Below are 25,234 nucleotides of genomic sequence, written 5' to 3' on the forward strand. Positions count from 1 at the left end.
AAGAAATAGGTGGTGACGGTGCCCGCCTAGGTGGTGGCTGCTCGGCCGCTTGGCTTAGATGCCCGACTCACCCGCGTCGCCCGGTTCACAACTAAGCCGATTACCGCCTGCACTGCGAGGCGAGTGACGACGGTAAAGCTGACGACGATAAGGGAGATGGCGAACCCTCGCGCCATGGCCGGTGCCCAGATGCTCAGCAGCGCATCCCACGGCACTGAATCCGTGCTGGCCAACCAAAAAACAGCAACACCCATGGCACAGAGCGATGACGTCAGAGGTCCGGCGATGAATGTGGTGGCAGGGCCAGTAGCGGGACTAACCAAGCAGAGCACGGCTGACACTGACGTCCAGCAAAGCACCGTGGTGCTTACCCAGAGGAAGTCGGCTTGGGAAGCGGCTTCCGCGGTCCTGATGGGACTGATCAGCAAGAGTTGCGACACGAGGAAAATGCTCCCTGCGAGGCCAGCCACCAAGCCGAGGATGAAGGGCAACCAGAACGAACTACCGGGAGCCTTAAGGTGAGGACGATGCTGGGAGTCAAGGCCGCCGTCGTCGTTGTTAAAGTACATCCAGTCTCTGGCTTCACGTCCACGGAAGAACTGTCCATAGAAAGCCGCGATGGTGGCTGCAATGCCCAGCATCAGGGCAACGCCGATCCCCGGCCATTCGTCATAGCCGTACTGGATCCACAGTGCGGCGCCCAACCTTCCGAAATTTGTGAGGGCAAGATCCAAGCTGTCGGCCATCCAGGTGGTGACCACAAAAGTTGCGGTGCTGAGCAGCGCAACAGGCAGCCAGAAATGCCAGGGACGCCTGGCCAAGAGCGCCAGGGGGAGGCCTATGCTGGCGAAGGCCGCGCAAATGAACACTGTTCCGAGCCCGGCAATCATGGGGGCGATCAACGTGAGGAGATCTACCGGCGCGGAAACGTCTTGCCCTATCCCCGCGAACGACAGGACCTGCCCCAGCGCCAAGCCAACGGCAACACCGGCGGCGACCGTAAAGACGCCCGGCAACCCCCGCGCCGTCTGTGGATCCCGCGCACTCCGCAGTGGATGAGCGGTATCCACTGCATAGCCGTGAGCTAACGCAGCAGCGAACCGTGATCGCCAAAGATCAAGGCCGACGGTAAAACCCAGGAGCGATCCCGTCACCACCGCTGAAGCCCAGATGCCACCCAGTACGACGCCGGATCCCGTCAGCAGGGCGGTGGCGGTTCCCACAACCAAGGGACCAACAATCCCGGCGAGGGCACCGGCGCTCAGCGAGCGGAGGAAGTCGCTGGTGGCGGCTTTACTGGGAACGTTGAGGACAGCGAACCTCGCTTCGCGTGTCGGGTGGCGCAGGCGCAGGCGCCGAATCCACGTGGCGGGTGCGCCGGGTCCGAGGAGTCCCAAGCTGGCTCTGACCTTCTCGTATGACCCCTGCCCGGCCCGCAGGTCGGCATCATGCTCGCGTGAGCGGAGCAAGGCAGCTGTCACAATTTCCACTACTACAGCCAGCAGGGCCGCACGCCAGAGATAGTAGGGAAGCAGCGAAGGTCCTTCCCATATGGCGCCGGCGACGGGAATGAGAAGCACCACCAGAGTCACGTACCACGAGCTCCGCGCCAGCCAGGCCAGTTCCACGTCGCGGTGTCGGATATGCGCGAACTCATGGAGGATCACGCCGTCGGCCGGTCCGGGCCGTACAAGCAGGCCGACAATCTTTGGCGGTAGGGCAACCGCAGCTGAGCCGGGCCTGCCGAAGGAGAAGGCATCTCCCATTCGTGCCGGCCCGATGAAGAGCTTCGGTACACGACGCAGGCCGGCCTCGGACGCCAATAGGCCAAAGCGTTCCACCACCGCGCTGTGCTTTGGCGCGGGCACCTGCAGGGCACGCCGCCGTCGAATCACCAATGGCACAACAAACATGACGGCCACGGCGACCACTGCCATGACACCCGCCCCGGCCAAGGACCACAGACCCCGCCTGATCTCCAGCGGCGCCGTGCATTGCTGTTGCTGGGCGAAATCCAGAGCCAAACACTTGCCCAACTCTTGGACCCATTCCCGTCCAAGAACCACGTTGTGCATCCATGAGCCCACAAACAAGCCGACCGCCAGAAGTGCAGCAATGAAGAGAAGGTACAGGCCGTTGGTGGGTGCGGGGAGGGCGAGTACGTTGACCCGACGACGATCAACTGCTGGCGCCAACGGCTTCTGGTCCATGCTGACCGCCTTCTAAGGGTTGGAACTCGAAGGAAGAATCACCTGCTGAGGACCCCGAGGATTGCGTTTCCCAGCAGATCTGCCTTGGTTTCGTCGAGGCCCAGGCGCTTGGACTGCTCTTTGGCGGCAGCGAAGACGCGGTCGCGCTGCTCCGCAGTGAGCTCGATCGCTGCGCTGGTGGAATCCTGTGGGGAGCCCAGCCGCAACGCTCTGCGAACGGCTCCCGTCACTGCAGGTTTGGCGGCATCCTTCACCGCGTCCTTGGCCACATCACGGAGCAAGTCACCGAGGAAACCGATGATGAACTGGGCCACGGCGAGAGCAAAGGGTGCCAGCAACGCCAACTCCAGACCGAAGCCGACGGCCTCATCATTCTTGGCCGGGTTCAGAGTGGATTCGGGATCCGCGTAATACTCGTCGGCGACTTCGTCGAAGGTGAGCAATTCATCCGGGGCAGCCCGCTCGATCATCAGCCGGGCCAGTTCAGTGCTCACATCACGTGTCTCGCCCAGTGGGATGTCCGTGCCAAGCTCTCCCATGGTGCCCCCTTGGTGAGAATCGAACAGACTCGGAGGTCCGCCGTGGGACACATTGTCCGCCTGACGGTGGGGGACCACAAGGTCATTGGCCTCATGCTGGCAGACTTGTTTCATGGATTCGACCGAGACAGTCCCCGCCGTCGAGCTTCGCCTTTCGATCAGCGATACGGAGCCGCTGATCTGGCGTCAATTGGTCCTTCCCGAAAGTGCCACCGTTGCCGAGCAGCACGGCGCCATCCAGTGCGCGTTCGGGTGGAAGAACTCCCACTTGTATGCCGTCGCGGGCCATGACTGGTCCGGCACCAAGCGCATCTTCATGGACGTCGACGACGGCGACGGTCCCGAGGGTGCCGAAGACCCGGCAGCCGTGCGGCTGATGGAGTTGTTTGACGCTCAGAAGCCGGGAGTCTCCGACCTCCTGTACGAGTACGACTTCGGCGACAGTTGGACACACGACATCGAGGTTGTAGGCCCGGCCGAGCTGCACGAGAACACCATCGCTTGCCTTGACGGTGCGATGCGGGGACCCATCGAGGATTCCGGGGGAGTGGGCGGCTACGCCAACGTTGTGGCTGTCGTGTCCAACCCCAAACATCCCGAGCACAGGGAAGCTGCCGAATGGCTTGAGTACGTGACGCAGGAACCTATCTCGAAGTTCGATCCCACGGCTTTTGATCTGGTCGCAATCAACGGGCAGCTGCGCAGTTTGGCGCAGCGGTTCTGGCCAGGTGAGGTGACGGTCGCGGACTACGAAGACGTTCTGGGTCCGATCCTCTGGCTTCTCCAGGAAGCTCAGCACGACGGTCTGCCGTTGACCTCTGCCGGATACTTGAAGCCGGCCTTCGTCAAGCGTGCCATGACCGAGCTTGGCTGGGACGATGAATGGATGTCGGCTGGACGGGTCGAGGTGAGCACGTTGCCCATCCGGAATCTTCGGGAGCAGTTGCAGGAGTGGAAGCTTCTGCGGAAGCTCAAGGACAGGCTGCTCCTGACGCCAAGGGGACGGAAACTGGCCGGGGATCCAGAAGCCCTGTGGGATTTCCTGGCAGACCAGTTCGCGAACCCAGGCAGCGATGCCGAGCGAATGGCAACGCCTCTCTTCGTTCATTGGGAGCTGACTGGAGACGAGCCACCCTACGGACTTAGAGACCAAGTGATCCAGGCTGCACTTCATCAAGGAAATTTGAGAACCAGAACCGGCGGTGAGATTCCGCTGTCTTGGGCGAGCGATCTCTACTACGAAGTCACACGGAACCTGCACCGACTGGAGTTATGGGAACGCCCAGGTTGGGTCCGCGTCAATGAGAAGTTGTCCGACGCCGGCGTTAAGTTCCTTTTGGAGGTTCAGAGCCGCATGGACTGACACGCCGAGTCAACTTTGAGCGCCGCTAACTCTGCACAGAGAGACCCGCCGCAAAGGCCGCTAACAGGTTGCGTCCTTCCTGCCACGCACCCAATCCACTTGAGGAATTGATGTGACCACGGGGTCCGATGTCGATCCGGGTAGCCCCCCACGTGTCGGCAAAATGCTGTGACCGCTCGTGTGTGCAATAGGGGTCGTCGCTGCTGGTGACCAACAGTGTTGGAAACGGAATTCGCCCGTATACGTCGTCGCCGAAACGAGGACCATCGTCAGGGTAATTCGGGCCAAACGGATCCGGGACGGCAACCAAAAACATGCCCGCCACACGGCCTGCATTCGCGAAGCTCCACTTCGCAGCGACAAGGCACCCGAGGCTGTGGGTGACGAGGATCGGTTTTCCGTCTCCCACCTCTGCATCCAAGGCCGCTATCCAGTCGTCCACTTCCGGCTCATCCCACGACGCCGGAGAAATGCGTTTCCAGCCGGCGCTGGAACGCTCCCAGAGCGACTGCCAATGGTCCGCATCCGAGCCGTTGATACCAGGGACTATTACCGCATGCATGTGAGCCTCCGAACTATCCGTCGGCATCATCGTCCTCCCGCAAGAGCGACGACGCCAGCCCTTGAAGCAGCTCCAGCCGCTTACGCCCGCGCGTGCTTCTTCCCGCCGGCACGCGCTGCAGCTCCAGCCTCGCCCCGTTCCCCGGCAGTAACCGATGCCCCCGTCCCCAACCCGCGGACGGTCCACCCCGCATTCCGCCAGGCCTCAGCGTCCAGGACGTTGCGAGCGTCCAGCACCATCCGGCGTCGTACGAGCGACCCCACAACGGAAGGCGACAGCGAGACGTATTCATCCCACTCCGTCAGCAACAGCACCAGTTCGGCGCCTTCGAGGGCGCGTTTGGTGTCGGCTTCGAAGCGGATTTGCGGGTAGCGGATCCAGGCGTTGTTGATGGCCTTGGGGTCGGTAACGGTGACGTGTGCGCCCGCGGCGGCGAGTTGCTGGGCGACGTCCAGGGCGGGGGAGTCGCGGATGTCGTCGGTGTCGGGTTTGAAGGCTGCGCCGAGGATGGTCACCGTGCGGCCGGACAGGAAGCCGCGGCACATCTCGCGGGCCACCTCCACCGCGCGGGAACGCTGGTCCAGATTCACCGAATCAACCAGGGCCATCCACTCATCCACGGACGGGACGGACAGTTCGCGCGCCTGCGCCCGGAATGACCGGATGTCCTTGGGCAGGCAGCCGCCGCCGAACCCGAGCCCGGCGTGCAGGTAACGGTTGCCGATGCGCGGGTCCAGGCCCATCGCTTCGCTGAGTTCGCTCACGTCAGCGCCCGACGCGTCGCACAGCTCGGCCATCGCGTTGATGAAGCTGACCTTGGTGGCCAGGAACGCGTTCGACGCCGACTTGATCAGTTCCGCCGTCGCGAAGTTGCAGACGAGCCGCGGGATGCCGGCGCTGATCAGTGGCTCGTACACGGCATCGAGCACGGCAGTAATTGGAGCGCCGGCAGCGGCGCCCTTGCCGCCCGGGACGCCATAAACCAGCCGGTCGGGAACCAATGAATCCTTCACCGCCGTACCTTGACGCAGGAACTCAGGGTTCCAGCCGAGCAGTACGTCGGAGCGTCGGGACAGTACCGCGCGGAGCGTTTCCACCGTGCCTACCGGCACCGTCGATTTACCCACGACGGCGGCACCCTTGGCCAGATGCGGCAGGAGGCTCTTCGTAGCGCCCATCAGGTAGGACAGATCCGCGGTGTCAGAGGTCTTGGACTGCGGGGTACCCACGCAGAGGAAGTGCACCTGGGCATCTGCGGCGGCGGAAAAATCCGTGGTGAATACAAGGCGGCCAGTGGTGCGCCCGTCCTGGAGGAGCTCGTCCAAACCGGGCTCGTGGAAGGGCGCTACGGCTTTGTTGAGCTGTTCAACCTTGGAGGAATCGACGTCGATGCCCACCACACTGTGGCCCATCGAAGCGAGCGTTGCTGCATGGACTGCGCCGAGGTAGCCGCAGCCGATCACGGAAATCTTCATGAGGAGGGTCCTTTGCTTGAAGTGAGTTCTGTGGGCCCGCTTTCGCGGGAGAAGGAGGCGATGACTTCGGTGTAATGCCGGACGAGGTCGGCGCTGAGCACAGGCCACGTCCGCCCCTGGACCGAGGCGGTTGCTGCCGTGGCGAACGCGCGGCGCTTGGCGTCGTCGCCCATCAGGTCCTGTACATAGCCACGCAACTGGGTGAGGTTTCCGGGCTCGTACAGCCAGCCGGTGCGGGAGTTTTCGACCAAGTCCAAGGGGCCACCGCGGCCAGTCGCCACCACGGGAACGCCCGATGCCATAGCTTCCTGGATGGTTTGGCAGAAGGTCTCGAATTCGCCCGGATGAACGAACAGGTCAAAGCCCGCGACCGCTTCAGCCAGTGCATCTCCGCCGAGGAAGCCCGTAAACACAGCGTCAGGCAGCTGAGCTTCAAGGGCCGCGCGCTGCGGGCCGTCACCCACTATCACCAGCTTCGTGTTGGGCAGATCAGCCAGCACGGCAAGATCCTCTACCTGTTTCTCCACGGCGAGCCGGCCGACGTAGCCGATGATCCGGTGACCGTCGGGCGCTACTGAGCTGCGCCACGCCGTCGAACGTTTAGCGGGGTTGAAGCGCGCGGTATCCACACCGCGACGCCACATGTCCACGCGCAGGATGCCGCGTCCGCGCAACTGGTTCAGCGCGAACGTGGACGGCACAAGGGTTCTGGTGGCCAGGAGATGGATGTTGTCCACGCGGTTCCAAGCCCAGTTCTCCAGGAAGGGCACGCCATAGCGGGCGGCGTAGCTGGGAACCTCGGTTTGGTAGATGGACACAGTCGGAATGCCGAGTTGGTGGGCGGCCTGCACGGCACGCCAGCCGAGGACGAACGGGGAAGCGAGATGAACGACGTCGGGGGAGAAATCGGCAAGGATTCGCTTGACCCGATTCACACCACCCAACGCAACCCGCACATTCGCGTAACCGGCCAGCGGCACCGAAGGAAGCCGGTGCACATACGCACCCTTCTCGACGCTCGAAACATCAGTGTCCGACGTCGACGGCGCGATCACCATCACCTCATCCCCGCGCTCCTGCAGATGCTCCAGCACCCGCAGGATGGAGTGGGTTACCCCATTCATCAATGGCAGGAATGATTCGGCGACGATTGCGATCCTCACGCCTTCCACGGTCGTCTGAGCGGTTGGCGGGGCGGGTTAGAACGGGTGGCCTGTGGAGGAAGAGTTGGTTAACAGGTGGTTCTCTGTTTTGTCTGAGCGCCCGCGTAGACTTCCGGTATCCGACGTGCTGGGCGTCGAAAGTTCTGGGGGTTTTGCCATGGTTGCTGCTGGGGATAGTTCGCGCGCGCTTGGGGGAGTAAACGTACGACGACGGCGTCGGGCAGCGGCGGGGTCAGTCGCCGTCGGCTTGGGCCTGGCTCTGTTGCTGGGAACAGTTGGTTCGCCACTCCCGCCGGCCGCGGCTGATGCTGTTACGGACATCGTGCCCGTCGGTGAACGCCCGGGGCGAATCGCCGTGAACCCCCTGTCGAACAAGGCCTACGTGGTCTCATCCGATGGAGTTCAGGTGCTGGCCGGCGGAAGCTCCGACGGTCAGCTCTACACAGGTGACATGCCCGTGGACGTCGCCGTGAACCCAACAACCAACAAGGTTTACGTCAGCGAGATCGGCGGAGCTGTGGCCGTGGTTGACGGCGCCACCAGAGCAGTGACATCGGTACCTGTAGGCGCTTCCCCAGGGGCAGTGGCAGTGAACCCGGTGACCAACAAGACGTACGTCGGCGTCAAGAGCGGCGTGACAGTGATCGACGGTGCGGCCCTGACAACATCATCGGTGGCGCTCGCTGCGGGTGCGCAGGACATCGCAGTGAACACGACCACCGGCAAGGTCTACATCCTGTCCGGTGGAACCATCCGGGTCCTGGGGACGGGCGGGGTGGTGACCTCGACCATCACCATCGGAGCCGGCGGCATCCTTGACCTGGCAATCAACGAGGCCACCAACAAGATCTACTTCACCACGCTCGGCAGATACGGTGCGGGCGTTCGCGTGATCGATGGCGTGACCGACACCGTCACGGCAGCGATTCCCACCGACAACTTTGTTGGCAAGCTGGCCGTGAATCCTGTGACCAACACCGTCTATGTTGCTGGAGACAGCGATGGCATTGACGGGTTTGTGCACGTCATCAGCGGGGCCACGCAAACTCAAGTAGCTGAACTCAGAACGCCGTCCCGGATCAAGGACATTGTGGTCAACGCGGCCGGGAATAAGGCCTACGCCTTGCTGAGCGGCCGGGGAGTCACGGTGGTTGATGGTGACAACTCCGCCTCGGCAGTGTTCACGGGGCAAGATCCATTGGGTGCCGCGGTCAACCCCGCGACCGGCAAGGTATACGTTGCCAACAACAGCAGCGCCTCCGTCGCCGTCATCGACGGCACCGTGCCGGCCCCGCTCAAGAATGACTTCAACGGTGACGGCGCCGCGGACGTGCTGGCTCGCGATGCTGCCGGTGTCCTGTGGCTGTACCCCGGCAACGGGTCCGGCGGATGGCTCCAGCGGGTCCAAGCGGGGCAGGGCTGGAACGTCATGAACGCTCTTGTTGCCCCCGGCGACTTCAACGGCGACGGCACCGCCGACGTCATGGCCCGCGACGGCGGTGGACTGCTGTGGCTCTACCCCGGCAACGGTGCCGGCGGGTTCGGAACCCGGGTTCTGGTGGGCAGCGGCTGGGAAGGAATGAGCGCCATCGAGCCCATCAACTTCTTCGGTGATGGCTTTGGTGACGTCGTGGCCCGCGACCGCGGTGGCGCTCTGTGGCTCTACCGTGGCGACGGCCAGGGCGGCTGGCTGCCTCGGATGTGGGTCGGGTCCGGATGGTCGGGCATGACTGAGATCACCGGCGCTGATGACTTCAACGGCGACGGCGTTACTGACCTCGTGGCCCGGGACAGTGCGGGAACCCTGTGGCTTTATCCGCCCACTGGAATCAGCGGATGGCTGCCCCGACAAGCCACCGGCCAAGGGTGGAACGGCATGAACTCCCTGGTGGGCCCGGGCGATTTCGACGGCGACGGTCGGGCCGACATCCTCGCGCGGAACGCGGCCGGCGAGCTGTGGCTGTATTCCGGTGCCGGCGGTTCCGCGTGGCCCTCTGCTTCCCGCGTTGGGACGGGGTGGGGCGGGATGACGGCGATTCTTTGAGTTAGCTGGGAAGGCTGTAGACTCCGCTCATCGACGCGGCAGTCGCGTCTCATTTTCTGGGGGTCCCCTTGGGTTCTGTCGCGTCTGATTCTACTGTGTCCAGATTGAAAAAGTTGGGTCGAAAGCGGACGACGGCGACGCTCGCCGTCATCGGTGCGCTAGCCGTTTCGTTGCTGGTGGGGTCGCCGGCTGAGGCTGATGTTGTTATCGCTGACGTGCCCGTGGGGGCTGCCCCGCACGCGGTGGCTGTTGGCGAGCACCACGCCGATAAGGTGTATGTTGCCACAGACTCGGGCTTGTCGATCATCAACCCGGTGACGCGGAATGTCATCACGCTGGATGTGGGCGGCGTGCCTCAGGACGTGGCAATTCATCAAGCATGGGCTTACGTGAGCGTTTCCACCGGCGAGGGTAAACCTGGGTTTGTAGCTCTCATCAACGGCGAGACCAACCAGATAGTGCGAACCTACCCCACCGGGGTGAACCCGGGCCAGATTCTGGCCAACAATGCGAACGGCAAAGTTTATGTAGCGTTCAAGACGGGAATTACCGTCCTCAGCGGCGGTGATTCCCCCACGACTCTGACTCTACCGGCACCGCCCCGGGATATGTCCGTCGATACAAATACCAGGAAGGTATATGTCGCTAACGGTAACTCCGTGACCGTGATAGACGGAGCAACCAATGCCAAAACCACAGTTGATCTCGGGGCGCCAGTGCAGGGGGTGGCATCAAATCGCTTCCACGGCGACACCTATGCCACAACCGTTGGAAAAAATGGCTCTGCAGTAGTCACTATCGACTGGTATTCAAATACTCCAACTACGGTCTTTGAGACATTCAAGAAGCTTGGAGATGTTTATACGGATGGCAACAGCCGGGTCTACGTCGCGTCTTCCAACGGCAGCCAAGGTGGTTCTGTGCTGGTCTTCGACGTGGAGACCAGGAAGAGGATTGCAGAGGTTGGTACAAGCGGTGGGTCGGGAATCATGGCGGGGGACAGATATCAAGGCAAGGTGTACAGTCCCAACCTGGCAGGGGGAGCGACTATCATCGATCACGCCAACGCCACCACCACGGTCCGGACCGGCAGTAACCCCGTAGCCGTCGCCTTCGACTTGGACGGCCGAAAAGCCTACATCGCCAACAAGGGCAGCAACACTGTGACGGTCATCGACGCAACGGTTCCTGCCCCGGTCAAGAACGACTTCAACGGAGACCGAAAGACGGATGTGCTGGCCCGGGATGCAGCAGGCGCACTTTGGCTCTACCCAGGAGATGGGGCCGGCAGTTGGTTGCCGACGTTGCAGGTGGGCTCAGGATGGAACGGCATGACGGCGTTGATCGCTCCCGGTGACTTCAACGGCGACGGCAACGCAGACGTGTTGGCACGCGATAGTGCTGGTGCCCTTTGGCTGTACCCGGGTAATGGCTCCGGCGGGTGGTTGAACCGAGTTCAGGCTGGTTCGGGATGGTCGGGCATGACTGCGCTGACTGCTGCCAGCGACTTCAACGGTGACGGCAAAGTCGACGTCACGGCCCGCGACGCTGCGGGGGCTTTGTGGCTTTACCCCGGCAACGGCGCCGGCGGATGGTTAACCAGGACGCAGATAGGGACCGGCTGGGCTGGTATGTCCGGGATCAATGGCGTCGGCGACTTCAATGGCGACGGAACAGCGGACGTCGCGGCCCGCGACGGTGCTGGCATTCTGTGGCTTTACCCGGGCAACGGGTACGGCGGATGGCTGTCGCAGCGGCAGATCGGGCAGGGCTGGAATGTCATGAACACGATCGTTGCTCCGGGCGACTTCAACGGCGACGGCAAGGCTGACATCCTTGCCCGCGGCTCGGCCGGAGAACTGGTGCTCTTCGCGGGCAGCGGAGGACCAGCGTGGCCTCTCTCGTTGACGATCGGCCAAGGCTGGGGCGGAATGACAGCGATCTTCTAGGGCGAGACAATTCAGCATCGACGCTTCCCTGCCTGGTGAAAGTTATTCATAGCCCACAAGCGGGGTGGCGTGTAGCTTGTCCGTTGCGGCACAGTATTTCATGTAATGAGTCATAAACTCACGACTGGACGTGGGTGGAATGCGATGCTCAAGAGCCCGCGCCAGATGGCCCCTACAAGCGATGATTTGTATGGTTATAGGCGGCGACAGGTGCTGCGACTACAGGAGGTTCCAATCAATAATACCGCGCAAGTTTATGGCTCACCGATTGGTGGGGCAATACTGCTGACGGCGCTCCTTACGATTGCCGTACTGGTATGGTCAATTTCTACTTCCGATACAGCGCATTATAATGGTCGGCGGCGTTTCGGGACGCTTCAACTGATGATATTAGTGGCTTCCGGATGTTCCACACTTTTCTTGGTATTTTATGCTTTCGCATTTCATCAAACGGAATTTTATACCGTGGAAAATATTGCGCCCATGGGCAATGATGCGTCATCAGTGGTTCCGCGAATTCCAGCGATCACCATAGCGGCAGGGCTATTTGGTGGTGTTCTCTTCATTGCCTTCACAGTTCTTCGATATAGAGGGCACGTGCAAGCCGATGAAAGGCTGGCCATCGAACACCGTGAAGCTAAACTCAAGACAGCCGAGCATTTCAGTGAACGATTTTCTCAAGCTGCGGAAATGTTAGGGTCGGAGCGGTCAGCCACGAGAATTGGTGGAGTTTATGCCTTGGCCGCTCTAGCGGATGAATGGTCTGAGAACCGGCAGCAATGTGTTGATTTACTTTGCGCGTACCTTAGAACTCCCATGCAGTGCAGAGAAGCCAACGCTAAAGGTGTGCACGAGGAAATCCCCTCACCTCCACAAGTGCCTAGAGAAATGCTTCCACGTCCCGAACAGACTCCCCTTAGGTTTCCCCATGTTATAGATCCTTACAGGGAGTCTCGAGCAAAGACTGCTCACCTTTACGCCACTAGTTCCCGTGGGGAGGAGTTGGAAGTGCGCCGGGCAATACTTTCCTCGATTGCTCGCGGCACTCGACGTCCGCTTGATGATCCAAACTCTTGGTCGCGAATGTCTTTCGATTTATCCAGATGCTACCTAGAAAGTGTTGACTTTTCAGAATGTCATTTTTTGAAAAAGATTGATTTCAATCAGTCTGTATTTGGTGGCACGACGAACATGCGAAAAGCGCACTTTGCTATGAATGCACAATTCGATGGATGCCTCTTCGTTGGTCGCGCTTGGTTTTCGAGGGCTATTTTTGAGGGTCATGCATGGTTTCGGGCCGCAGAATTCTGCAAGGAGGTTCGATTTGGCGGTACGTCTTTTCTCGCTGGCATGCTGTTTTCGTACGCCCACTTCAAGCAACGACCGCATCTGAGGGATAATAGGCTCGGCGGAGCGGCCTCTAGCGACCTTACTGAAATCCCCATCGCGAGTTGGCTTCACGTAACTTTTGTTGAAGAGTTTTCCGCATGTCCGGACGTCGACGGTCTAACAGTTTGGAAGCAGTTTTCTCGGGTGAAAGCAGGATACCGCGTCATTTGCGAGGTTAATCACGCGGATCGGCCTGGGATCGCGCCGGTCGAGCATCTGACGTGACCCTGTTGGATGGGTGGAGCTTCCGAAAGGACCCAAGCGCAAGGCTTAGACTTCATCGACCCTGCTCAGTCTCCCCCCCTGTTATGATGCCCGGTGCAAGGAGTTGCCTGGCTACATAATGTTGATGGTTTCCCCACCGCGCGCCCGCTTCAAATCCTTCCGCAGCCCCTTGTTGTCAGCCCGCAACTCCCGGTTGTCGTCAGCAAGCCCCCGGTTGTCCTCCGTCAGCCCCCGGTTCTCCGCCTCCAACTCGAGCACCAGCTTCACGCCGGCCAGGTTCAGCCCCTCATCCAGGAGCACCCCGATCCTGCGAAGCGTCATGAGGTCGTCCTCGCTGAAGCGCCGGGTGCCGCCGTCGGTCCTTTCCGGGGTTACCAGCCCTTTGCGCTCGTACTGCCTGATGTTCTGTTGTCCCGTGCCAACGAGTTCCGCCGCCACCGAGATTGCATAGACTCCGCGAGCGTCCCGGCCACGTTCATAGGTGCCGTCCGCCGCGGAAGCAGCCAGGCCGCCGTCGTACTCTTCAGCGGCAGTCGTGCCATCCGAGGCTGCCATCAAAGCCCTCCAAAATCTCCCGAAAAATTACTTGCCTCCACTCTTTCACTGGTGTTATAAAAAATCTATACCAGCCACCACAGATCGGATGGGCTGGTACGAACAACAGAATCAGCATCAAGATCAAAGGAGTGAGAACCACATGCTGATGCGCACTGACCCGTTCCGCGAATTCGACAGGCTCGCCCAACAGGTTTTTGGCACAACAGCACGCCCGGCCGGAATGCCGATGGATGCATGGCAGGAGGACGGACAATTCGTTGTAGCCTTCGACTTGCCAGGGGTAGATCCGGAGACCGTGGATCTGGATGTTGAACGGAACGTCCTCACGGTCAAGGCCGAGCGCAAGTCGCCCGCGGGCGAGAACACCGAGATGATCGCCGCCGAACGCCCCCAGGGCGTCTTCAGCCGGCAACTCATCCTGGGCGACACCCTCGATACCGATGGCATCCAGGCCCACTACGACGCCGGTGTCCTGACTCTCCGGATTCCCGTCGCCGAGAAGGCCAAGCCACGCCGCATCGAAATCACCTCCAATGGGCAGAGGCAGGAAATCAACGCCTGATCCCGTCCGTCCGCTGGAAGGCTCACCCGGGGGTGGCTGACCAGCGGACGCCGGACCGGGAACGACGGAAGCGGCCGCAGCGGATAGTTGGGCGCAGGCTTCGCGCCACGTCACAGCGTTTATTAGCGCACATAAAAGCGGCCCCCGACGTCGTCTCCCGAGTGATGGCCCCCGGTTCAGCCGGGGGCCATCTCCAAATCCGCAGCAGAAACCGGAACCAGCAGTGAGCACCCAACCTGACCACTACGCCACTCTCCACGTCTCGCCGGACGCGACGACCCGCGAGATCACGCGCGCCTACCGCACGCTGCTTCGGACCCACCACCCGGACACACGCCAAAAGGTCGACGACGGTGACACCACCTCCGCGGCCGACCTCCAGGAACTGCACACCATCATGCAGGCGTACGTCGTTTTTTCGGACCCAGGGAAGCGGGCGGCTTACGATCGTGCGCGCTCGGGCATACCCGTCCGGGTGCCCGGAACGCCGGTGAAGGTAAGGGTTCACCGGAGCGAACGTGCCCCTTCGGCTGCGTCTGCCGAGGGGGACCGGGTGCAGCCGCCGTTGTCGTTTAGTCCAACCCGTTGGGAACCTTCGTCGCGAATCCCCAGAACACCAAGGAGCCATTCATGAGTGCCTGGCGTCCCTACGACGGCCACATCATTCCCGCGTTCTACGAACGGTTCGAGAAACGCTGGGGGAGGGGAACGGCGCCATTCCTGGACCCCGAGGTCCACGAACAACCGATGCCCCGAGCCCAGTGGATCAACCCGGACACCGGCGCTGCGGTTGCCGTGGTGCCCATCTGGACTGACGACCCCGAGCATCGCTCCTTCGGCGTGTTTTACCTCCCGCCAGCTGGAGACATCTGGATGCTTCGGCCCGGCCCCACAACGTTCTTGGAACCCAGCGCAGGGGCCAGAGGGGAGCAGATGACGCTCAGGAACGACGCCTTCAAGAAGGCCGTCAACCACGCCAAGGAGTTCATCTACGGGCCCCAGCTTTAGCGGGCGCGCACTTGAGGGGTCAGCTCTCGGCAGTAAGAACGCCTCAAAGTGCCGAGACGTCGCCTCTCGGCGCGGATGGAGTCACAATTCCGGACGGTTCCTGACCTCAATGAGTCGTAGCCTGAAAGTACTGAACTCCCGACGAAGAGGACACAGTCATGACCGCGACAAGCCCGAGCATCAGCACAGTCCCTACCGGCTATTCCAGCGTCAGTCCTTGGCTCATCACCCGCGACACAAACGCATTGTTCGAGTTCCTCACAGCGGCGTTCGGCGCGGAGGAGATCGACCGCGTTGTCGGCGAGGACGGGACAATCGGGCATGCGGAGACCCGGATCGGCGATTCAGTAGTCCTCGCTTTCGACAGCCGACCGCACTGGCCCGTCACGCCGTCGTACCTTCGCCTTTACACGCACGACGCCGATGCCGCCTTCCACGCCGCCCTCGCCGCGGGTGCCACCGCGGTTTCGGTCCTCGACAACAGCGCCTGGGGTGACCGCGGCGCCCGGATCCAGGACCCGCTGGGGAACGTCTGGTGGATCATGTCGCACATGGAGGACGTCTCGGACGACGAAGCAGCCCGCCGCTGGGATGCCCCGGAATACGCTGCAGGAATGGAATACGCGGTCGAATCCCTCCGACGGCATATGACCGGTCAGCCGGATGCGCCGGTCCCGGATGAGGTCAAGGCGATGACTCCGGTGACACGCTCCGAAGGAGTCCCTGTCATCCCGGCCGGATATCGATCCGTTGAGCCCTGGATCATCTCGCGCAGCACCCCGGATCTCCTCGATTTCATCACGGCCGCGTTCGGCGCCAAGGAGGCGTTCCGTGTCCCGATGGAGGATGGGTCGATCGGGCACGCTGAAGCGAAGATCGGTGACTCGAACATCCTCGCCTTCGACTCCCGCCCCGATTGGCCTCCGACTCCGGCTTTCCTGCGGGTCTACGTCGACGACGGCGCCGCCTCCTTCGCCGCCTCCCTCGCCGCCGGTGCCACTGCGGTTACGAACATGACGGAGATGTTCTGGGGAGAAAAAGTGGGCCGCGTTCGGGATCCGTTGGGGAATCTCTGGTGGATCCACTGCCGGATCGCCGAACTCAACGAGGAGGAAGCCTACGCAAGGATGGGCGATCCGAAGTTCGTGGAGGCCATGGAATACGTGTCGGGTGTGGACTTCTTCGCGAGGGGTTAGCTCTCGGCAGTAAAGAGAGCCCTCCAAGTGCCGAGACGTCGCCCTTCGGCGGGGGTGAGCATGCGCGGAACCCGGCCGCCCGCCGTCGTACTTTTCTTGGCGAGGGGTTAGCTGTCGGGACTAAGCGAGCCCCAAAGTGCCGAGATGTCGCCCCTCGGCGGGGGCGGGCGTGCTCAACCCGGCCGCCCGCCGTCGTACTTTTCTTGGCGAGGGGTTAGCTCTCGGCACTAAAGCGAGCCCCAAAGTGCCGAGATGTCGCCCCTCGGCGCAAGGAGGGGACAAAAAGTCGCCCCTCGGCGCAAGGTGGGGAGGCACAGGGTGGGGGACAAAAGAAGGCTGGTGCAGCCTATGGAGAGAATCCGTTGGCGGCTGCACCAGCTGCTAGTACGACTTTCTGTTATGAGTTGTGACACCTATCCATTGGCCGCTCCTAGTTCCCGGCTTCGATTGTTTCCGGGCCTTTCAAAGTCTGTGCAGGTGAGGCGGAGCTGAGGTGGTCGCTGAGGGCTCCGTGCCCCGGGAGAACACCTCCCATTTTACGGCGGCTCCGTGGAAAAAGCGCTGGAATTCGCGGTATTTCAGGGGCGCCTGCGGGGTGGGAGCGGCCTGCCGTGGCACGATAGATCACGATGAAACTGCGCGCTGATCAGACCGGAAACCGTGGCCTCCCGATGCCCCTTTGGCTGCAGGGTGGTTTGGAAGCGGCGCAGGCAGCGTTCATTTCGGCCATCATTGTGGTGTTGCCGCTGGTGGGGGTGTGGGCCACTGATGGTTTCCAGGACCGGAATGTCGACTCTTTGGCGCGTTTGGGCGGACAGGCCTGGCTGCTGATCCACGGTGTTCCGTTGGAGCTGGCGCACGTGAATATCGGTACTGCAGCCCAGCCGGGCTCGGGTCTGCTGTCCCTCATTCCGCTGGGTCTGACGCTCATTCCGTTCCTGCTTGCATGGCGCGCGGGTCGTCGGCTTGCCCGGGCCTCCTACACCGACCAGCTGTGGCAGGCGTTCCTCGGCGCCTTCGTTGTGTACGCAGCGTTCGGGGCCGCCACCGGCTTCGTGTGCCGCACCCCTGAAGTGGTCATCAACCTTTGGTTCGCCATGACCATCCCGCTGGTTTCGTTCGGCCTGGGCATGATCGTGGGCGCCCGACGAGAGGCCGGCTCGTGGAGCCGCCTGATCGGCGTCGACGCCGTTGCCTGGCTCGCGAAGACCAGCCAGCATTCGCGTTGGGCGGGCTCCTACGTGGGCTCAGCGCTGAAGGCCGGTTTCGTCGCGGCCATGGCTTCGGTCTCGTTGGCCGCGGTGCTGCTGGCCGTCACCATCGTGTGGCACTGGACGGACATCATCGCCGTTTACGAAGGCATCCAAGCCGGCGCCCTCGGCGGAGCCGTGCTCACCATCGCGCAGCTGGGCTTCCTGCCGAACCTCGTCATTTTCGCGCTTTCATGGTCCACAGGCGCGGGCTTCTCGCTCGGCGTAGGATCGACCGCGGGTCCGCTGGGCACGGCGGTCGGACCGCTCCCGGCCGTCCCGGTCCTCGGCGCCCTCCCCGCAGGACAACTCGACGCCGGCGCCATGGCACTCGCGCTGCCCGTCGTGGCCGGCATCCTGGCGGGTTGGTGGTTCCTCCGCGAAGGCGAGAACCACTTTGACGAGTGGCTCTCCATCAAGATCAAAGCCCGATGGTTCACGGCCGCCGTCTCAACCCTGTTCCTGGGTGCGTTCATTGGCGCAGTTGCGGGGCTCCTTGGCGGTGCCTTGGCGTGGATCGCCCGCGGTTCGGCCGGTATTGGGCGGCTCACGGAAATCGGACCCCACCCGCTGTGGACGGCAGTCTGGCTGGCCGCGGAAGTGGGTATCGGCGTCGTGATTGGCTACGCAGTGGGGCCGTGGCTGGAACGCAGCCAGAAGCAGCGCGAGGCGAACCTCGACGAAGCAGCGTACGACGACGAACACGCCTAAGCGGGTCCACTTCCGTTAGTGCGGGCTACTCCAGCGAACAGGCTTAGCGGAGCGGGCCCGGCATGGAGTTCTCGAGCTGCGTCAAGCACTGGGTCTTGGCGGATTCCGTCAGCGCCCCGCGTGAGCAGTCCTGGTACGTGCTGACCTGGTTGAAGAAGAGCGCCGACGTCAGGATGAGCAGGCACATCACGGCCGTGACTACCAAGCCCGAGATTGTCCCGAAAAGAATCAGGCGCGGGTGCTTGTACTTCAGCGTGCGAACCAAGACGACGATCCCCAGCACCAAACCCGCGAGCGTCAGAATGGCGCTCAACCACACGTAGTTCACGTTCAGGGAGAACACGAAGAACGCACCCAACGCCGTCAAAAGGAAGGCACGGAAGAGGATCTGGGTCTTGCCGAGGGCGGACTTTTCGGCCTCGGAGCGGGGTTGCTGGCTCGGCTTGGGACCGACGTCGGGATTCATGTTTTCCAGCCTACGCGAGCCGCCCATAAGCTAGTGCAATGCGCATTGTTGTCCTCGTCTCCGGTACCGGTTCCAATCTCCAGGCAGTCATCGACGCCGTGACGTCGGGTGAACTGGATGTCGAGATCGCCGCTGTGGGCGCCGACCGCCCCGATACGTACGGGGTGGAGCGCTCCGACGAAGCCGGCATTGAGACCTTCGTGGTCAACTTCAACTCCTTTGAAACCCGTGCTGAATGGGACACCGCACTGCGCGACAAGGTGCTGTCCTACGCGCCGGACGTCGTGGTGTCCTCCGGGTTCATGAGGATCGTCAGCGAAGACTTCATCAACGCTTTCGACGGCAAGTACGTCAACACACACCCCGCGCTGCTCCCGTCCTTCCCGGGCGCCCACGGAGTTCGCGATGCCATTGCATACGGCGTGAAAGTCACGGGCTGCACCGTTCACTGGGCCGACGCAGGCGTGGACACCGGGCCCATCATTGCGCAGGAAGCCGTTGTTATCGAGCCGACCGACTCCGAGGAAACCCTGCACGAGCGCATCAAGGTAGTGGAGCGCCGCCTGCTGGTCCAGACCTTGAGGGACCTCGCCGCAGCCGCCTCACCCAAGTAGCACGCCGCACCCAACCCCGCGCCCGCGCCCAACTAGGGGACAGCAAACGTCGCAGTGCGGGCTCAATAGGACATGTGCTGTCCCGCAGTATCCGCACGCTACTGACGGCCTGTGGATAACGGAGCACGGCCGCGGCAAATTTGTCAGCATGGGGGATGAAGACTCCTCGGCAGTTGCCTACACCTTTGTCCTCGACATCGTTTACCAGGCAGGAAGCGCTCGACGCCGGTGTAGCAGTTGGGCGTCTACGCTACAGAGATCTGGACTCGCCAAGCCGTCAAATCTTTGTCCCTGGTTCTATTGACGATCTCTCTCTTGTGGATCGTGTTCGCCCTCTGACTCGCGTCACGCCGTTTTCAGCGGCATCCCACGCCACAGCCTTCCTTCTGTGGGAGTTTCCGGGGTTCCTGCCGGGAAGCAACAGCCCTGGGATCCACATTTCAAGGCCGGACAGCATGGGCAGGTCAAGAAGACGGGGAGTTATTGGGCATAAGGGCCAGTTTTTCGACGACGAGATTGTGGTTCACGAGGGCCTGTTTATCACCAGCCGGGCTCGGACATGGCTGGACTGCGCCCGGAAAATGGACATCGACGAGATCACAGTCGTGGCCGACCATTTAATCCGCATTCCCAGACCGGAATTCGAGGGACGCAGTTCGCCCTACTGCACCATGGATGAGCTCGAAGAAATGCTCGACCGTCACTGGGGGACACCTGGAATCCGCAAGGCCCGGTTAGCTTTGGAACAAGCATGCGTGGGTTCCGACTCCGCCCCCGAAACGAGGCTCAGGCTGGCACTGAAGTGGGCTGGGTTGCCCACAGCGGAAGTCAACGTGCCCACGGAACTGAGTCCCGGCGTCGTACGTCAACCGGATCTGGCTTATCGCGAGCAGCGCGTTGCCGTTGAATACGAGGGCGAGGGCCACTCGGATCCGGAGCAGATCGTGAAAGACATAGCCCGCGAAGAAGACTTCAGCCGTGCCGGATGGATTCTTGTGAGAATCTCCAAGCGCCACATGTCCACCGGCGCAAGATCTGCGGTTGCCAAGGTTCGGCGGGCGCTCGAACAACGCGGCTGGTCACCCAAGTAGGGGACAGCAAGCGTCGCAATGAGGGCTCATTGGAGCATGTGCTGTCCCCTAGTTGGGTACGGGAGGGGGTTAGGAGAGGACGCGCTGTTTCGTTTCCGGGGCGAAGAATGCCATCCACAGCACGGACAGCAGAACCAACCCGCCAGCCATCGCGAACGACTGCGCCAACCCAAACTCGGGCCAGAAGAACGAGGCAAACACCAGCGGGCCGAAGCCGGCGCCGATGCGGGAGAACGTCGAAGCCCAACCGAAGCCCGAGCCGCGAAGTTCGGTCGGGTACAGCTCAGACACGTAGGCGTAGAGGACCGGGATGGCCACCTGGACAACGAAGCCGAACACCAGGAGCCAGAACACGGCAGCCGATGGCACATCCACCACGAACGCCACGATCACCAGCGTCAGCGCGGACAGCGGGCCGGTGATGGCAAGGATCCACTTGCGGCCCACCCGCTCCACCAGCAGCGCCGCGACCACCACGCCCAGAAGTCCGACGGCGGCCATGCTCGCCGTCGTGACGAACGCCTTGTACTCCTCGAATCCTGCACCGATGAGAATGCGCGGCATCCACGTGAGCGACAAGTAGTAGACCAACAGGATGCTGAAGAACAGCGCCCAGGCCGCGGTCGTAATCTTCCAATTGAACTGCCAGATCCCGCGCAGTTGCGCCCACGCACTGCCGGGGGAGAGGCGCGGCGCGGCCTGCGGTTCGGGCAAGCTGTAGGCCCTCGGGGTGGCGCCAGTGGCGTCCACCAAACCGTCAATCACCGCCGCAGCCTCCTGTCGGCGGCCCGCTCGAATCAGGAACAAGGGAGACTCGGGAACGGAACGCCGAACCCAGAAAACGAGCAGCGCGGGCAGCACCATGATCAGCATAGTGAGCCGCCAATCACCGAAGGCAGCAACCAGGCCGGCGGAGACGAAACCACAGAGCGCAGCACCGATCGGCCACCACCCGTCCATGGCTGTCAGCACTTTGCCCCGTTGTTTGCGCGGCGTGAACTCACCCACCAGCGCGTAGTCCACGGGGATGCAGCCGCCCAAGCCGAAGCCGGCCATGAAGCGGAAGATGCAGAACCATACGATGTCCGGCGCAAAAGCACCCAGGACCGTGAAGATGCTGAAAATCAGGAGGGTCGCCGTGAAAGCTTTCTTGCGTCCAATGGTGTCAGCAATGGTGCCCCACGCGAACGCACCCACAGCCATGCCGATCAGGTTGGCCGTGCCGATCCACGCAGCGTCAGTCGGTTGCAGCGACCAGTGCTTGGACAACAGCGGAATCAGGATGCCGTTGAGCGTGACATCCCAGGCGTCGAACATGAACCCGAGCCCGCCGATCACGAAAATCCGCCCTTGGACCTTCCACCGCCACGGCAGTTCCTGCACAACTTGTTCGCCGCTGGGCACGGCTGTGTATGTATTCATTGGGCCTCCTGCATGCAACTTTATGCGCTGTGCACGGAGCGGAAGTCCGCGTTACTTCTGGTTCTCGATGGCCCTCCGCAGGAAACCGCCGGCTTCTTCCAAAGCGCCCTTGGCCTGACCAGCCTCGATGCCCGTCAGGAGCACCAAAATGGCGGCCTTCACGGAACCGCCAACAGAGTCCAAAGCAGTGGCAGCTTCCTGGGCCGACACTCCGGTGGCGTGCTGGACCGTCCGTTGCGATCGGGCCAACAGTTTCTCGTTCGTGGCACGCAGGTCCACCATGAGGTTCCCGTAGGTCTTGCCGAGCTTCACCATCACCAACGTGCTGATCATGTTCAGGACAAGCTTCTGGGCGGTGCCCGAATTCAGCCTGGTGGAGCCCGCAATAAACTCCGGACCCACAACAACCTCAATCGCGGCGTCCGCCAGATGGCTCACCGCCGAGCCCTTGTTGCACGCCAGCGACGCCGTAAACGCGCCCCGCTTCCGTGCTTCTTCCAGCGCGCCGATCACGTAAGGCGTCCGGCCCGAGGCCGTAATACCCACGACGGCGTCGGCTTCGGTCACGTTGATATCGTGCAGGTCGCGTGCGCCCGCCGTTGCGTTGTCTTCCGCGTACTCCACCGGCTTCTGGATGGCCTGCACGCCGCCGGCAATAAGTCCGACGACGAGTCCCGGCGGGGTGCCGAACGTCGGCGGACACTCGCTCGCGTCGAGCACACCCAGACGCCCGGCCGTTCCGGCTCCCACATACAAGAGGCGGCCGCCGCGCTGGAGTCGCTCCGCAACGGCGTCGACCGTTTGAACTATGGCCGGACTCGCGGCCTCAACTGCGGCGTGTACTCCTGCACTGTGGGCAAGCATGGCCGCAACGAGTTCTTCGGTGCCCAGGATGTCCAGATTATCCAAGCCCTCTGCCGTGGCCTCGGTCGCCAACCCGGCGAGTTCCGTGCGCAGGCCCGCAAGTTTGTCGGCGTCAGTCGGGCCAGTTTGTTCCGTCACGGTGGATGTACCTTTCCTGGATGAGCCCGCGGCGCGTCGCAGCGAGGGCAGCACCGTCCAAGCCATCGCCGAGCGGGGCCACCACCTCAATCCCAGCCGAAGCGAGGGACTTCCGCAAGAGCGCCGCGAAGAACTCCGATCCCACCACTCCGCCGAGCATCGCCACGCGCGGCGTGCTGCCGCTGTCACCGCCCGACGCGAGCTTCACCGTGCGGGTCAGAATGCGGCACGCCTCGCCGATGATGTCATGTGCGACGGCGTCACCCGCCTCCGCGGCGTGCAGAACCAGCGGCGCGAATCGGGCCATGGCCCGGTAAGGGTTTTCGTTGGCAGCGAGCCAGCCCGGGAGCATGTCCGGCGACTCGACCAGAGCGCCGGCCGCAGCCGACAACGTCGTGGCCGGGCCGCCGTCGTGCGCTTCAAGAACTGCCTGCAGACCCTGCTGGCCGATCCATCGTCCGCTGCCGCGATCGCCAAGGTAGGGTCCCCAGCCGTCGGCCCGGTGCAGGATGCCGGCTTCGTCGAAACGGAAAGCCACGGCGCCGGTACCCACGATGAGCGTGGTCCCCGGTGCTCCCTGGAGAGCACCGAGCTGGGCGGCCGTGGCGTCCGAAAGGACCGCCGCGGGAACGCTGAATCTCCGGGCCAACATGGTGGCGAGTTCCTGGGACTTTTCGGCGGATGCTTCGACGCCGGCCACTGCGGCGCCAATTCCTGTCAACGTGCTGACGGGGAGGCCCGGTGGTAAAAGGCTGACCGTCTCGAGGAGGAGCTCGAACGCCAGGGTGGGTCCGTTGTCCACGTGCACCCCGGGGAAGCCGTGCTGGTCGGCCGCGCCCAGCAACTCCGAACCGCTGCGCAACTCCACGCGGCAACGGCTCTTCCCTACATCGGCAACAAGAACGACCTCGGTGGCTTCCATGGATCAACCCTATGTTGTGAGGCCTGTTCTGCGTGGTTGGTGTGGGTTTTGGGGCGCAGAGTGGGCCCCGCAACGCCTGTGGAGGAATGGTCAGGAGCGCCTCAGCTGGCGATTTCTGTGGATAACCGAATGCGGGCCATCGTTTCCGGCAAGCATGGGCCCATGCGGAATCTCACTCCTTTGCCTCTGAATGTCGACCCTCAAGGCTTCCTCGTCGCCGACGCTTACGCTTCCGGCGTGCCACGGTGGCGACTCCAGACGAAAGAACTTGTGACGCCGAGCCGTGGCATCCGTATCGCCAGGGCAAACGAACGCGACCTCGAACTGCTCGGGCGGCTGCACACTGCTGTCACTCCGCGCTGTGCAGTCAGCCATGTCACCGCAGCGTTGTTGTGGTCCATGCCGCTCCCCATCTACCTCGAGGAAGAGGGGAACAATGGACTGATCCACGTAACACGCAGGCAAGAGATCGGGAGGGTCAAGCGTCGGGGAGTGATAGGACATCGGGCTCCGCTGCTTGCCCGGGACGTTCGTGTGTCTAACGGAGTTCAACTGACGTCGCCGGAATGGACATGGGTGGATCTGACGAGGCACATGGGGAGGTCGTCGCTTGTAGCAGCAGGCGATTCATTGCTGGCCGGAGAAAATCCGTTGTCCTCAATCGAAGCCATCCAGGAAGTTATTGACCGTCGCCCGAAGGTCAAGGGGATCCGGATGGCCCGGGAAATTCTGCCATTGCTGCGGGCAGGCGTAGATTCGCCCCAGGAGTCGAGGCTACGTCTGAAAATCGTCGACGCCGGGCTGCCGGAGCCAGCTGTCACCCAGCCAATTTATGACGATCACGGCTGCTACATCTCGACGCCGGACCTCCAGTACAAGGGGTACAAAGTTGCCATGGAATACGAGGGTGATCATCACCGCTCCGACCCAGTGCAGTGGGGCAAGGACATCGAACGCGACGATCGGCTTCGTGCGTTGGGGTGGATTGTCCTGAAATTCTCCGAAGTCCAGATGAAGGGCGGGTGGGCTAATGCCGAACGCAAGATACGCGATGCGTTGGTGTCGCGCGGGTGGCGAGGGCCGTCGTCGTAATGTCTTGTTTGCCCCGAGCTGTGGGGCCTGGTGTGCGCTTTTCGTGCCCCGGTTCGGATGCAGAGTGGGCCCCACAACGCAGGGGGTTTGCTTGTGGGGCCTGGTGTGCGCCTTTCGTGCCCCGAGTGGGATGCAGAGTGGGCCCCACAACGCAGGGGGTTAGCTTGTGGGGCCTGGTGTGCGCCTTTCGTGCTCCGAGTGGCATGCAGAGCAGGCCTCGCAACATAGGGGCGTAACTTGTGGGGCCTGGTGTGCGCTTTTCGTGCTCCGAGTGGCACGCAGAGCAGGCCTCGCAACGTAGGGGGTTAAGCAGGGGGTTTGCTTGTGGGGCCTGGTGTGCGCCCCGCAAACGGGGTGTGGGATGCAGAGTGGGCCTCGCAACGCAGCGGGGCGTTAAAAGACGCAAAACGGGACCAACAAC

22 protein-coding genes are annotated in these 25,234 nt (G+C 62.4%); 12 read left to right on the forward strand and 10 right to left on the reverse strand.

What is annotated here, in order from left to right:
* Positions 1-26 precede the first annotated feature (26 nt).
* Both RQH14_RS17990 and RQH14_RS17995 read right to left on the reverse strand, forming a co-directional pair.
* Positions 27-2,210: a M48 family metalloprotease gene (locus tag RQH14_RS17990; RefSeq protein ID WP_311214502.1), complete on the reverse strand. Its 2,184-nt coding sequence runs from the start codon at positions 2,208-2,210 to the stop codon at positions 27-29.
* A 38-nt stretch (positions 2,211-2,248) separates the two neighbouring features.
* Positions 2,249-2,749, reverse strand: a complete 501-nt coding sequence (locus tag RQH14_RS17995; protein WP_311214503.1) for a hypothetical protein — start codon at positions 2,747-2,749, stop codon at positions 2,249-2,251.
* Positions 2,750-2,861: 112 nt separating this feature from the next.
* On the opposite strand from RQH14_RS17995, the gene RQH14_RS18000 reads away from it, so the two are divergent.
* Positions 2,862-4,112: a plasmid pRiA4b ORF-3 family protein gene (locus RQH14_RS18000; protein ID WP_311214504.1), complete on the forward strand. Its 1,251-nt coding sequence runs from the start codon at positions 2,862-2,864 to the stop codon at positions 4,110-4,112.
* A gap of 25 nt (positions 4,113-4,137) precedes the next feature.
* Here RQH14_RS18000 and RQH14_RS18005 read toward each other — a convergent pair whose 3' ends face one another.
* Genes RQH14_RS18005 through RQH14_RS18015 form a run of 3 tightly spaced genes read right to left on the reverse strand, consistent with a single transcriptional unit; the run spans position 4,138 to position 7,312 of the window.
* Positions 4,138-4,704 carry an alpha/beta fold hydrolase gene (locus RQH14_RS18005; protein WP_311214505.1) on the reverse strand — a complete coding sequence of 189 codons (567 nt, stop codon included), beginning with the start codon at positions 4,702-4,704 and terminating at the stop codon, positions 4,138-4,140.
* A gap of 50 nt (positions 4,705-4,754) precedes the next feature.
* Positions 4,755-6,149: a UDP-glucose/GDP-mannose dehydrogenase family protein gene (locus tag RQH14_RS18010; RefSeq protein ID WP_311214506.1), complete on the reverse strand. Its 1,395-nt coding sequence runs from the start codon at positions 6,147-6,149 to the stop codon at positions 4,755-4,757.
* Positions 6,146-7,312 carry a glycosyltransferase family 1 protein gene (locus tag RQH14_RS18015; protein ID WP_311214507.1) on the reverse strand — a complete coding sequence of 389 codons (1,167 nt, stop codon included), beginning with the start codon at positions 7,310-7,312 and terminating at the stop codon, positions 6,146-6,148. The genes RQH14_RS18010 and RQH14_RS18015 overlap by 4 nt, the downstream gene beginning before the upstream one ends.
* 355 nt (positions 7,313-7,667) lie before the next feature.
* Here RQH14_RS18015 and RQH14_RS18020 point away from each other — a divergent pair, with 355 nt between their 5' ends.
* From RQH14_RS18020 to RQH14_RS18030, 3 genes are all read left to right on the forward strand, one after another.
* Positions 7,668-9,356, forward strand: coding sequence for an FG-GAP-like repeat-containing protein (locus tag RQH14_RS18020; protein ID WP_311214508.1), 1,689 nt, complete (start codon positions 7,668-7,670; stop codon positions 9,354-9,356).
* Positions 9,357-9,451: 95 nt separating this feature from the next.
* The gene (locus RQH14_RS18025; protein WP_311214509.1) at positions 9,452-11,305 is read left to right on the forward strand and encodes an FG-GAP-like repeat-containing protein; all 1,854 of its coding nucleotides are present in this window, start codon (positions 9,452-9,454) and stop codon (positions 11,303-11,305) included.
* Between the two features lie 105 nt (positions 11,306-11,410).
* A complete protein-coding gene (locus tag RQH14_RS18030) occupies positions 11,411-12,919 on the forward strand; it encodes a pentapeptide repeat-containing protein (RefSeq protein WP_311214510.1) in 1,509 nt (502 codons plus the stop codon).
* A 111-nt stretch (positions 12,920-13,030) separates the two neighbouring features.
* On the opposite strand, the gene RQH14_RS18035 is transcribed toward RQH14_RS18030, so the two are convergent.
* On the reverse strand, positions 13,031-13,474 hold the full coding sequence (locus RQH14_RS18035) for a MerR family transcriptional regulator (RefSeq protein WP_311214511.1): 444 nt from the start codon (positions 13,472-13,474) through the stop codon (positions 13,031-13,033).
* Positions 13,475-13,616: 142 nt separating this feature from the next.
* Here RQH14_RS18035 and RQH14_RS18040 point away from each other — a divergent pair, with 142 nt between their 5' ends.
* The 5 genes from RQH14_RS18040 to RQH14_RS18060 all read left to right on the forward strand — a co-directional run bounded on the left by RQH14_RS18040 (position 13,617) and on the right by RQH14_RS18060 (position 18,204).
* Entirely contained in the window at positions 13,617-14,039 is a 423-nt protein-coding gene (locus tag RQH14_RS18040) for an Hsp20/alpha crystallin family protein (protein WP_311214512.1), read from the forward strand.
* Between the two features lie 223 nt (positions 14,040-14,262).
* The gene (locus RQH14_RS18045; protein WP_311214513.1) at positions 14,263-14,673 is read left to right on the forward strand and encodes a J domain-containing protein; all 411 of its coding nucleotides are present in this window, start codon (positions 14,263-14,265) and stop codon (positions 14,671-14,673) included.
* Positions 14,670-15,047 carry a hypothetical protein gene (locus RQH14_RS18050; protein ID WP_311214514.1) on the forward strand — a complete coding sequence of 126 codons (378 nt, stop codon included), beginning with the start codon at positions 14,670-14,672 and terminating at the stop codon, positions 15,045-15,047. Before RQH14_RS18045 ends, RQH14_RS18050 begins: the two co-directional genes overlap by 4 nt.
* A 158-nt stretch (positions 15,048-15,205) precedes the next feature.
* Complete coding sequence (locus RQH14_RS18055; RefSeq protein ID WP_311214515.1) at positions 15,206-16,243, forward strand: VOC family protein; 1,038 nt, start codon at positions 15,206-15,208, stop codon at positions 16,241-16,243.
* 629 nt (positions 16,244-16,872) lie between these two features.
* Positions 16,873-18,204, forward strand: coding sequence for a DUF6350 family protein (locus tag RQH14_RS18060; RefSeq protein ID WP_311214516.1), 1,332 nt, complete (start codon positions 16,873-16,875; stop codon positions 18,202-18,204).
* A 43-nt stretch (positions 18,205-18,247) separates the two neighbouring features.
* On the opposite strand, the gene RQH14_RS18065 is transcribed toward RQH14_RS18060, so the two are convergent.
* Positions 18,248-18,697 carry a hypothetical protein gene (locus tag RQH14_RS18065; RefSeq protein ID WP_311214517.1) on the reverse strand — a complete coding sequence of 150 codons (450 nt, stop codon included), beginning with the start codon at positions 18,695-18,697 and terminating at the stop codon, positions 18,248-18,250.
* A gap of 11 nt (positions 18,698-18,708) precedes the next feature.
* Here RQH14_RS18065 and purN point away from each other — a divergent pair, with 11 nt between their 5' ends.
* Positions 18,709-19,284 (forward strand): phosphoribosylglycinamide formyltransferase, encoded by a 576-nt coding sequence (purN, locus tag RQH14_RS18070; protein ID WP_311214518.1) that lies wholly within the window; start codon positions 18,709-18,711, stop codon positions 19,282-19,284.
* Between the two features lie 455 nt (positions 19,285-19,739).
* Positions 19,740-20,375: a hypothetical protein gene (locus RQH14_RS18075; RefSeq protein WP_311214519.1), complete on the forward strand. Its 636-nt coding sequence runs from the start codon at positions 19,740-19,742 to the stop codon at positions 20,373-20,375.
* 69 nt (positions 20,376-20,444) lie between these two features.
* On the opposite strand, the gene RQH14_RS18080 is transcribed toward RQH14_RS18075, so the two are convergent.
* The 3 genes from RQH14_RS18080 to RQH14_RS18090 are packed head-to-tail and all read right to left on the reverse strand — an operon-like array spanning position 20,445 to position 23,721.
* On the reverse strand, positions 20,445-21,797 hold the full coding sequence (locus RQH14_RS18080; RefSeq protein WP_311214520.1) for an MFS transporter: 1,353 nt from the start codon (positions 21,795-21,797) through the stop codon (positions 20,445-20,447).
* A 51-nt stretch (positions 21,798-21,848) separates the two neighbouring features.
* Positions 21,849-22,799, reverse strand: a complete 951-nt coding sequence (gene murQ, locus RQH14_RS18085; RefSeq protein WP_311214521.1) for an N-acetylmuramic acid 6-phosphate etherase — start codon at positions 22,797-22,799, stop codon at positions 21,849-21,851.
* Positions 22,774-23,721 (reverse strand): BadF/BadG/BcrA/BcrD ATPase family protein, encoded by a 948-nt coding sequence (locus RQH14_RS18090; RefSeq protein ID WP_311214522.1) that lies wholly within the window; start codon positions 23,719-23,721, stop codon positions 22,774-22,776. The genes murQ and RQH14_RS18090 overlap by 26 nt, the downstream gene beginning before the upstream one ends.
* Before the next feature lie 162 nt (positions 23,722-23,883).
* Between RQH14_RS18090 and RQH14_RS18095 the strand changes: the two genes are divergently transcribed.
* A complete protein-coding gene (locus RQH14_RS18095; RefSeq protein WP_311214523.1) occupies positions 23,884-24,813 on the forward strand; it encodes a hypothetical protein in 930 nt (309 codons plus the stop codon).
* Positions 24,814-25,234 lie beyond the last annotated feature (421 nt).

The sequence above is a fragment of the Arthrobacter sp. WCS2018Hpa-7 genome (assembly GCF_031843805.1).
Lineage (GTDB): Bacteria > Actinomycetota > Actinomycetes > Actinomycetales > Micrococcaceae > Arthrobacter.

Coding starts and splice junctions, on each gene's coding strand:
- RQH14_RS17990 (WP_311214502.1), bottom strand. CDS start 2,210: ATGGACCAGAAGCCGTTGGCGCCAGCAGTTGATCGTCGTCGGGTCAAC.
- RQH14_RS17995 (WP_311214503.1), bottom strand. CDS start 2,749: ATGGGAGAGCTTGGCACGGACATCCCACTGGGCGAGACACGTGATGTG.
- RQH14_RS18000 (WP_311214504.1), top strand. CDS start 2,862: ATGGATTCGACCGAGACAGTCCCCGCCGTCGAGCTTCGCCTTTCGATC.
- RQH14_RS18005 (WP_311214505.1), bottom strand. CDS start 4,704: ATGATGCCGACGGATAGTTCGGAGGCTCACATGCATGCGGTAATAGTC.
- RQH14_RS18010 (WP_311214506.1), bottom strand. CDS start 6,149: ATGAAGATTTCCGTGATCGGCTGCGGCTACCTCGGCGCAGTCCATGCA.
- RQH14_RS18030 (WP_311214510.1), top strand. CDS start 11,411: ATGAGTCATAAACTCACGACTGGACGTGGGTGGAATGCGATGCTCAAG.
- RQH14_RS18035 (WP_311214511.1), bottom strand. CDS start 13,474: ATGGCAGCCTCGGATGGCACGACTGCCGCTGAAGAGTACGACGGCGGC.
- RQH14_RS18040 (WP_311214512.1), top strand. CDS start 13,617: ATGCTGATGCGCACTGACCCGTTCCGCGAATTCGACAGGCTCGCCCAA.
- RQH14_RS18050 (WP_311214514.1), top strand. CDS start 14,670: ATGAGTGCCTGGCGTCCCTACGACGGCCACATCATTCCCGCGTTCTAC.
- RQH14_RS18055 (WP_311214515.1), top strand. CDS start 15,206: ATGACCGCGACAAGCCCGAGCATCAGCACAGTCCCTACCGGCTATTCC.
- RQH14_RS18060 (WP_311214516.1), top strand. CDS start 16,873: ATGAAACTGCGCGCTGATCAGACCGGAAACCGTGGCCTCCCGATGCCC.
- RQH14_RS18065 (WP_311214517.1), bottom strand. CDS start 18,697: ATGGGCGGCTCGCGTAGGCTGGAAAACATGAATCCCGACGTCGGTCCC.
- purN (WP_311214518.1), top strand. CDS start 18,709: ATGCGCATTGTTGTCCTCGTCTCCGGTACCGGTTCCAATCTCCAGGCA.
- RQH14_RS18075 (WP_311214519.1), top strand. CDS start 19,740: ATGGGCAGGTCAAGAAGACGGGGAGTTATTGGGCATAAGGGCCAGTTT.
- RQH14_RS18080 (WP_311214520.1), bottom strand. CDS start 21,797: ATGAATACATACACAGCCGTGCCCAGCGGCGAACAAGTTGTGCAGGAA.
- RQH14_RS18090 (WP_311214522.1), bottom strand. CDS start 23,721: ATGGAAGCCACCGAGGTCGTTCTTGTTGCCGATGTAGGGAAGAGCCGT.
- RQH14_RS18095 (WP_311214523.1), top strand. CDS start 23,884: ATGCGGAATCTCACTCCTTTGCCTCTGAATGTCGACCCTCAAGGCTTC.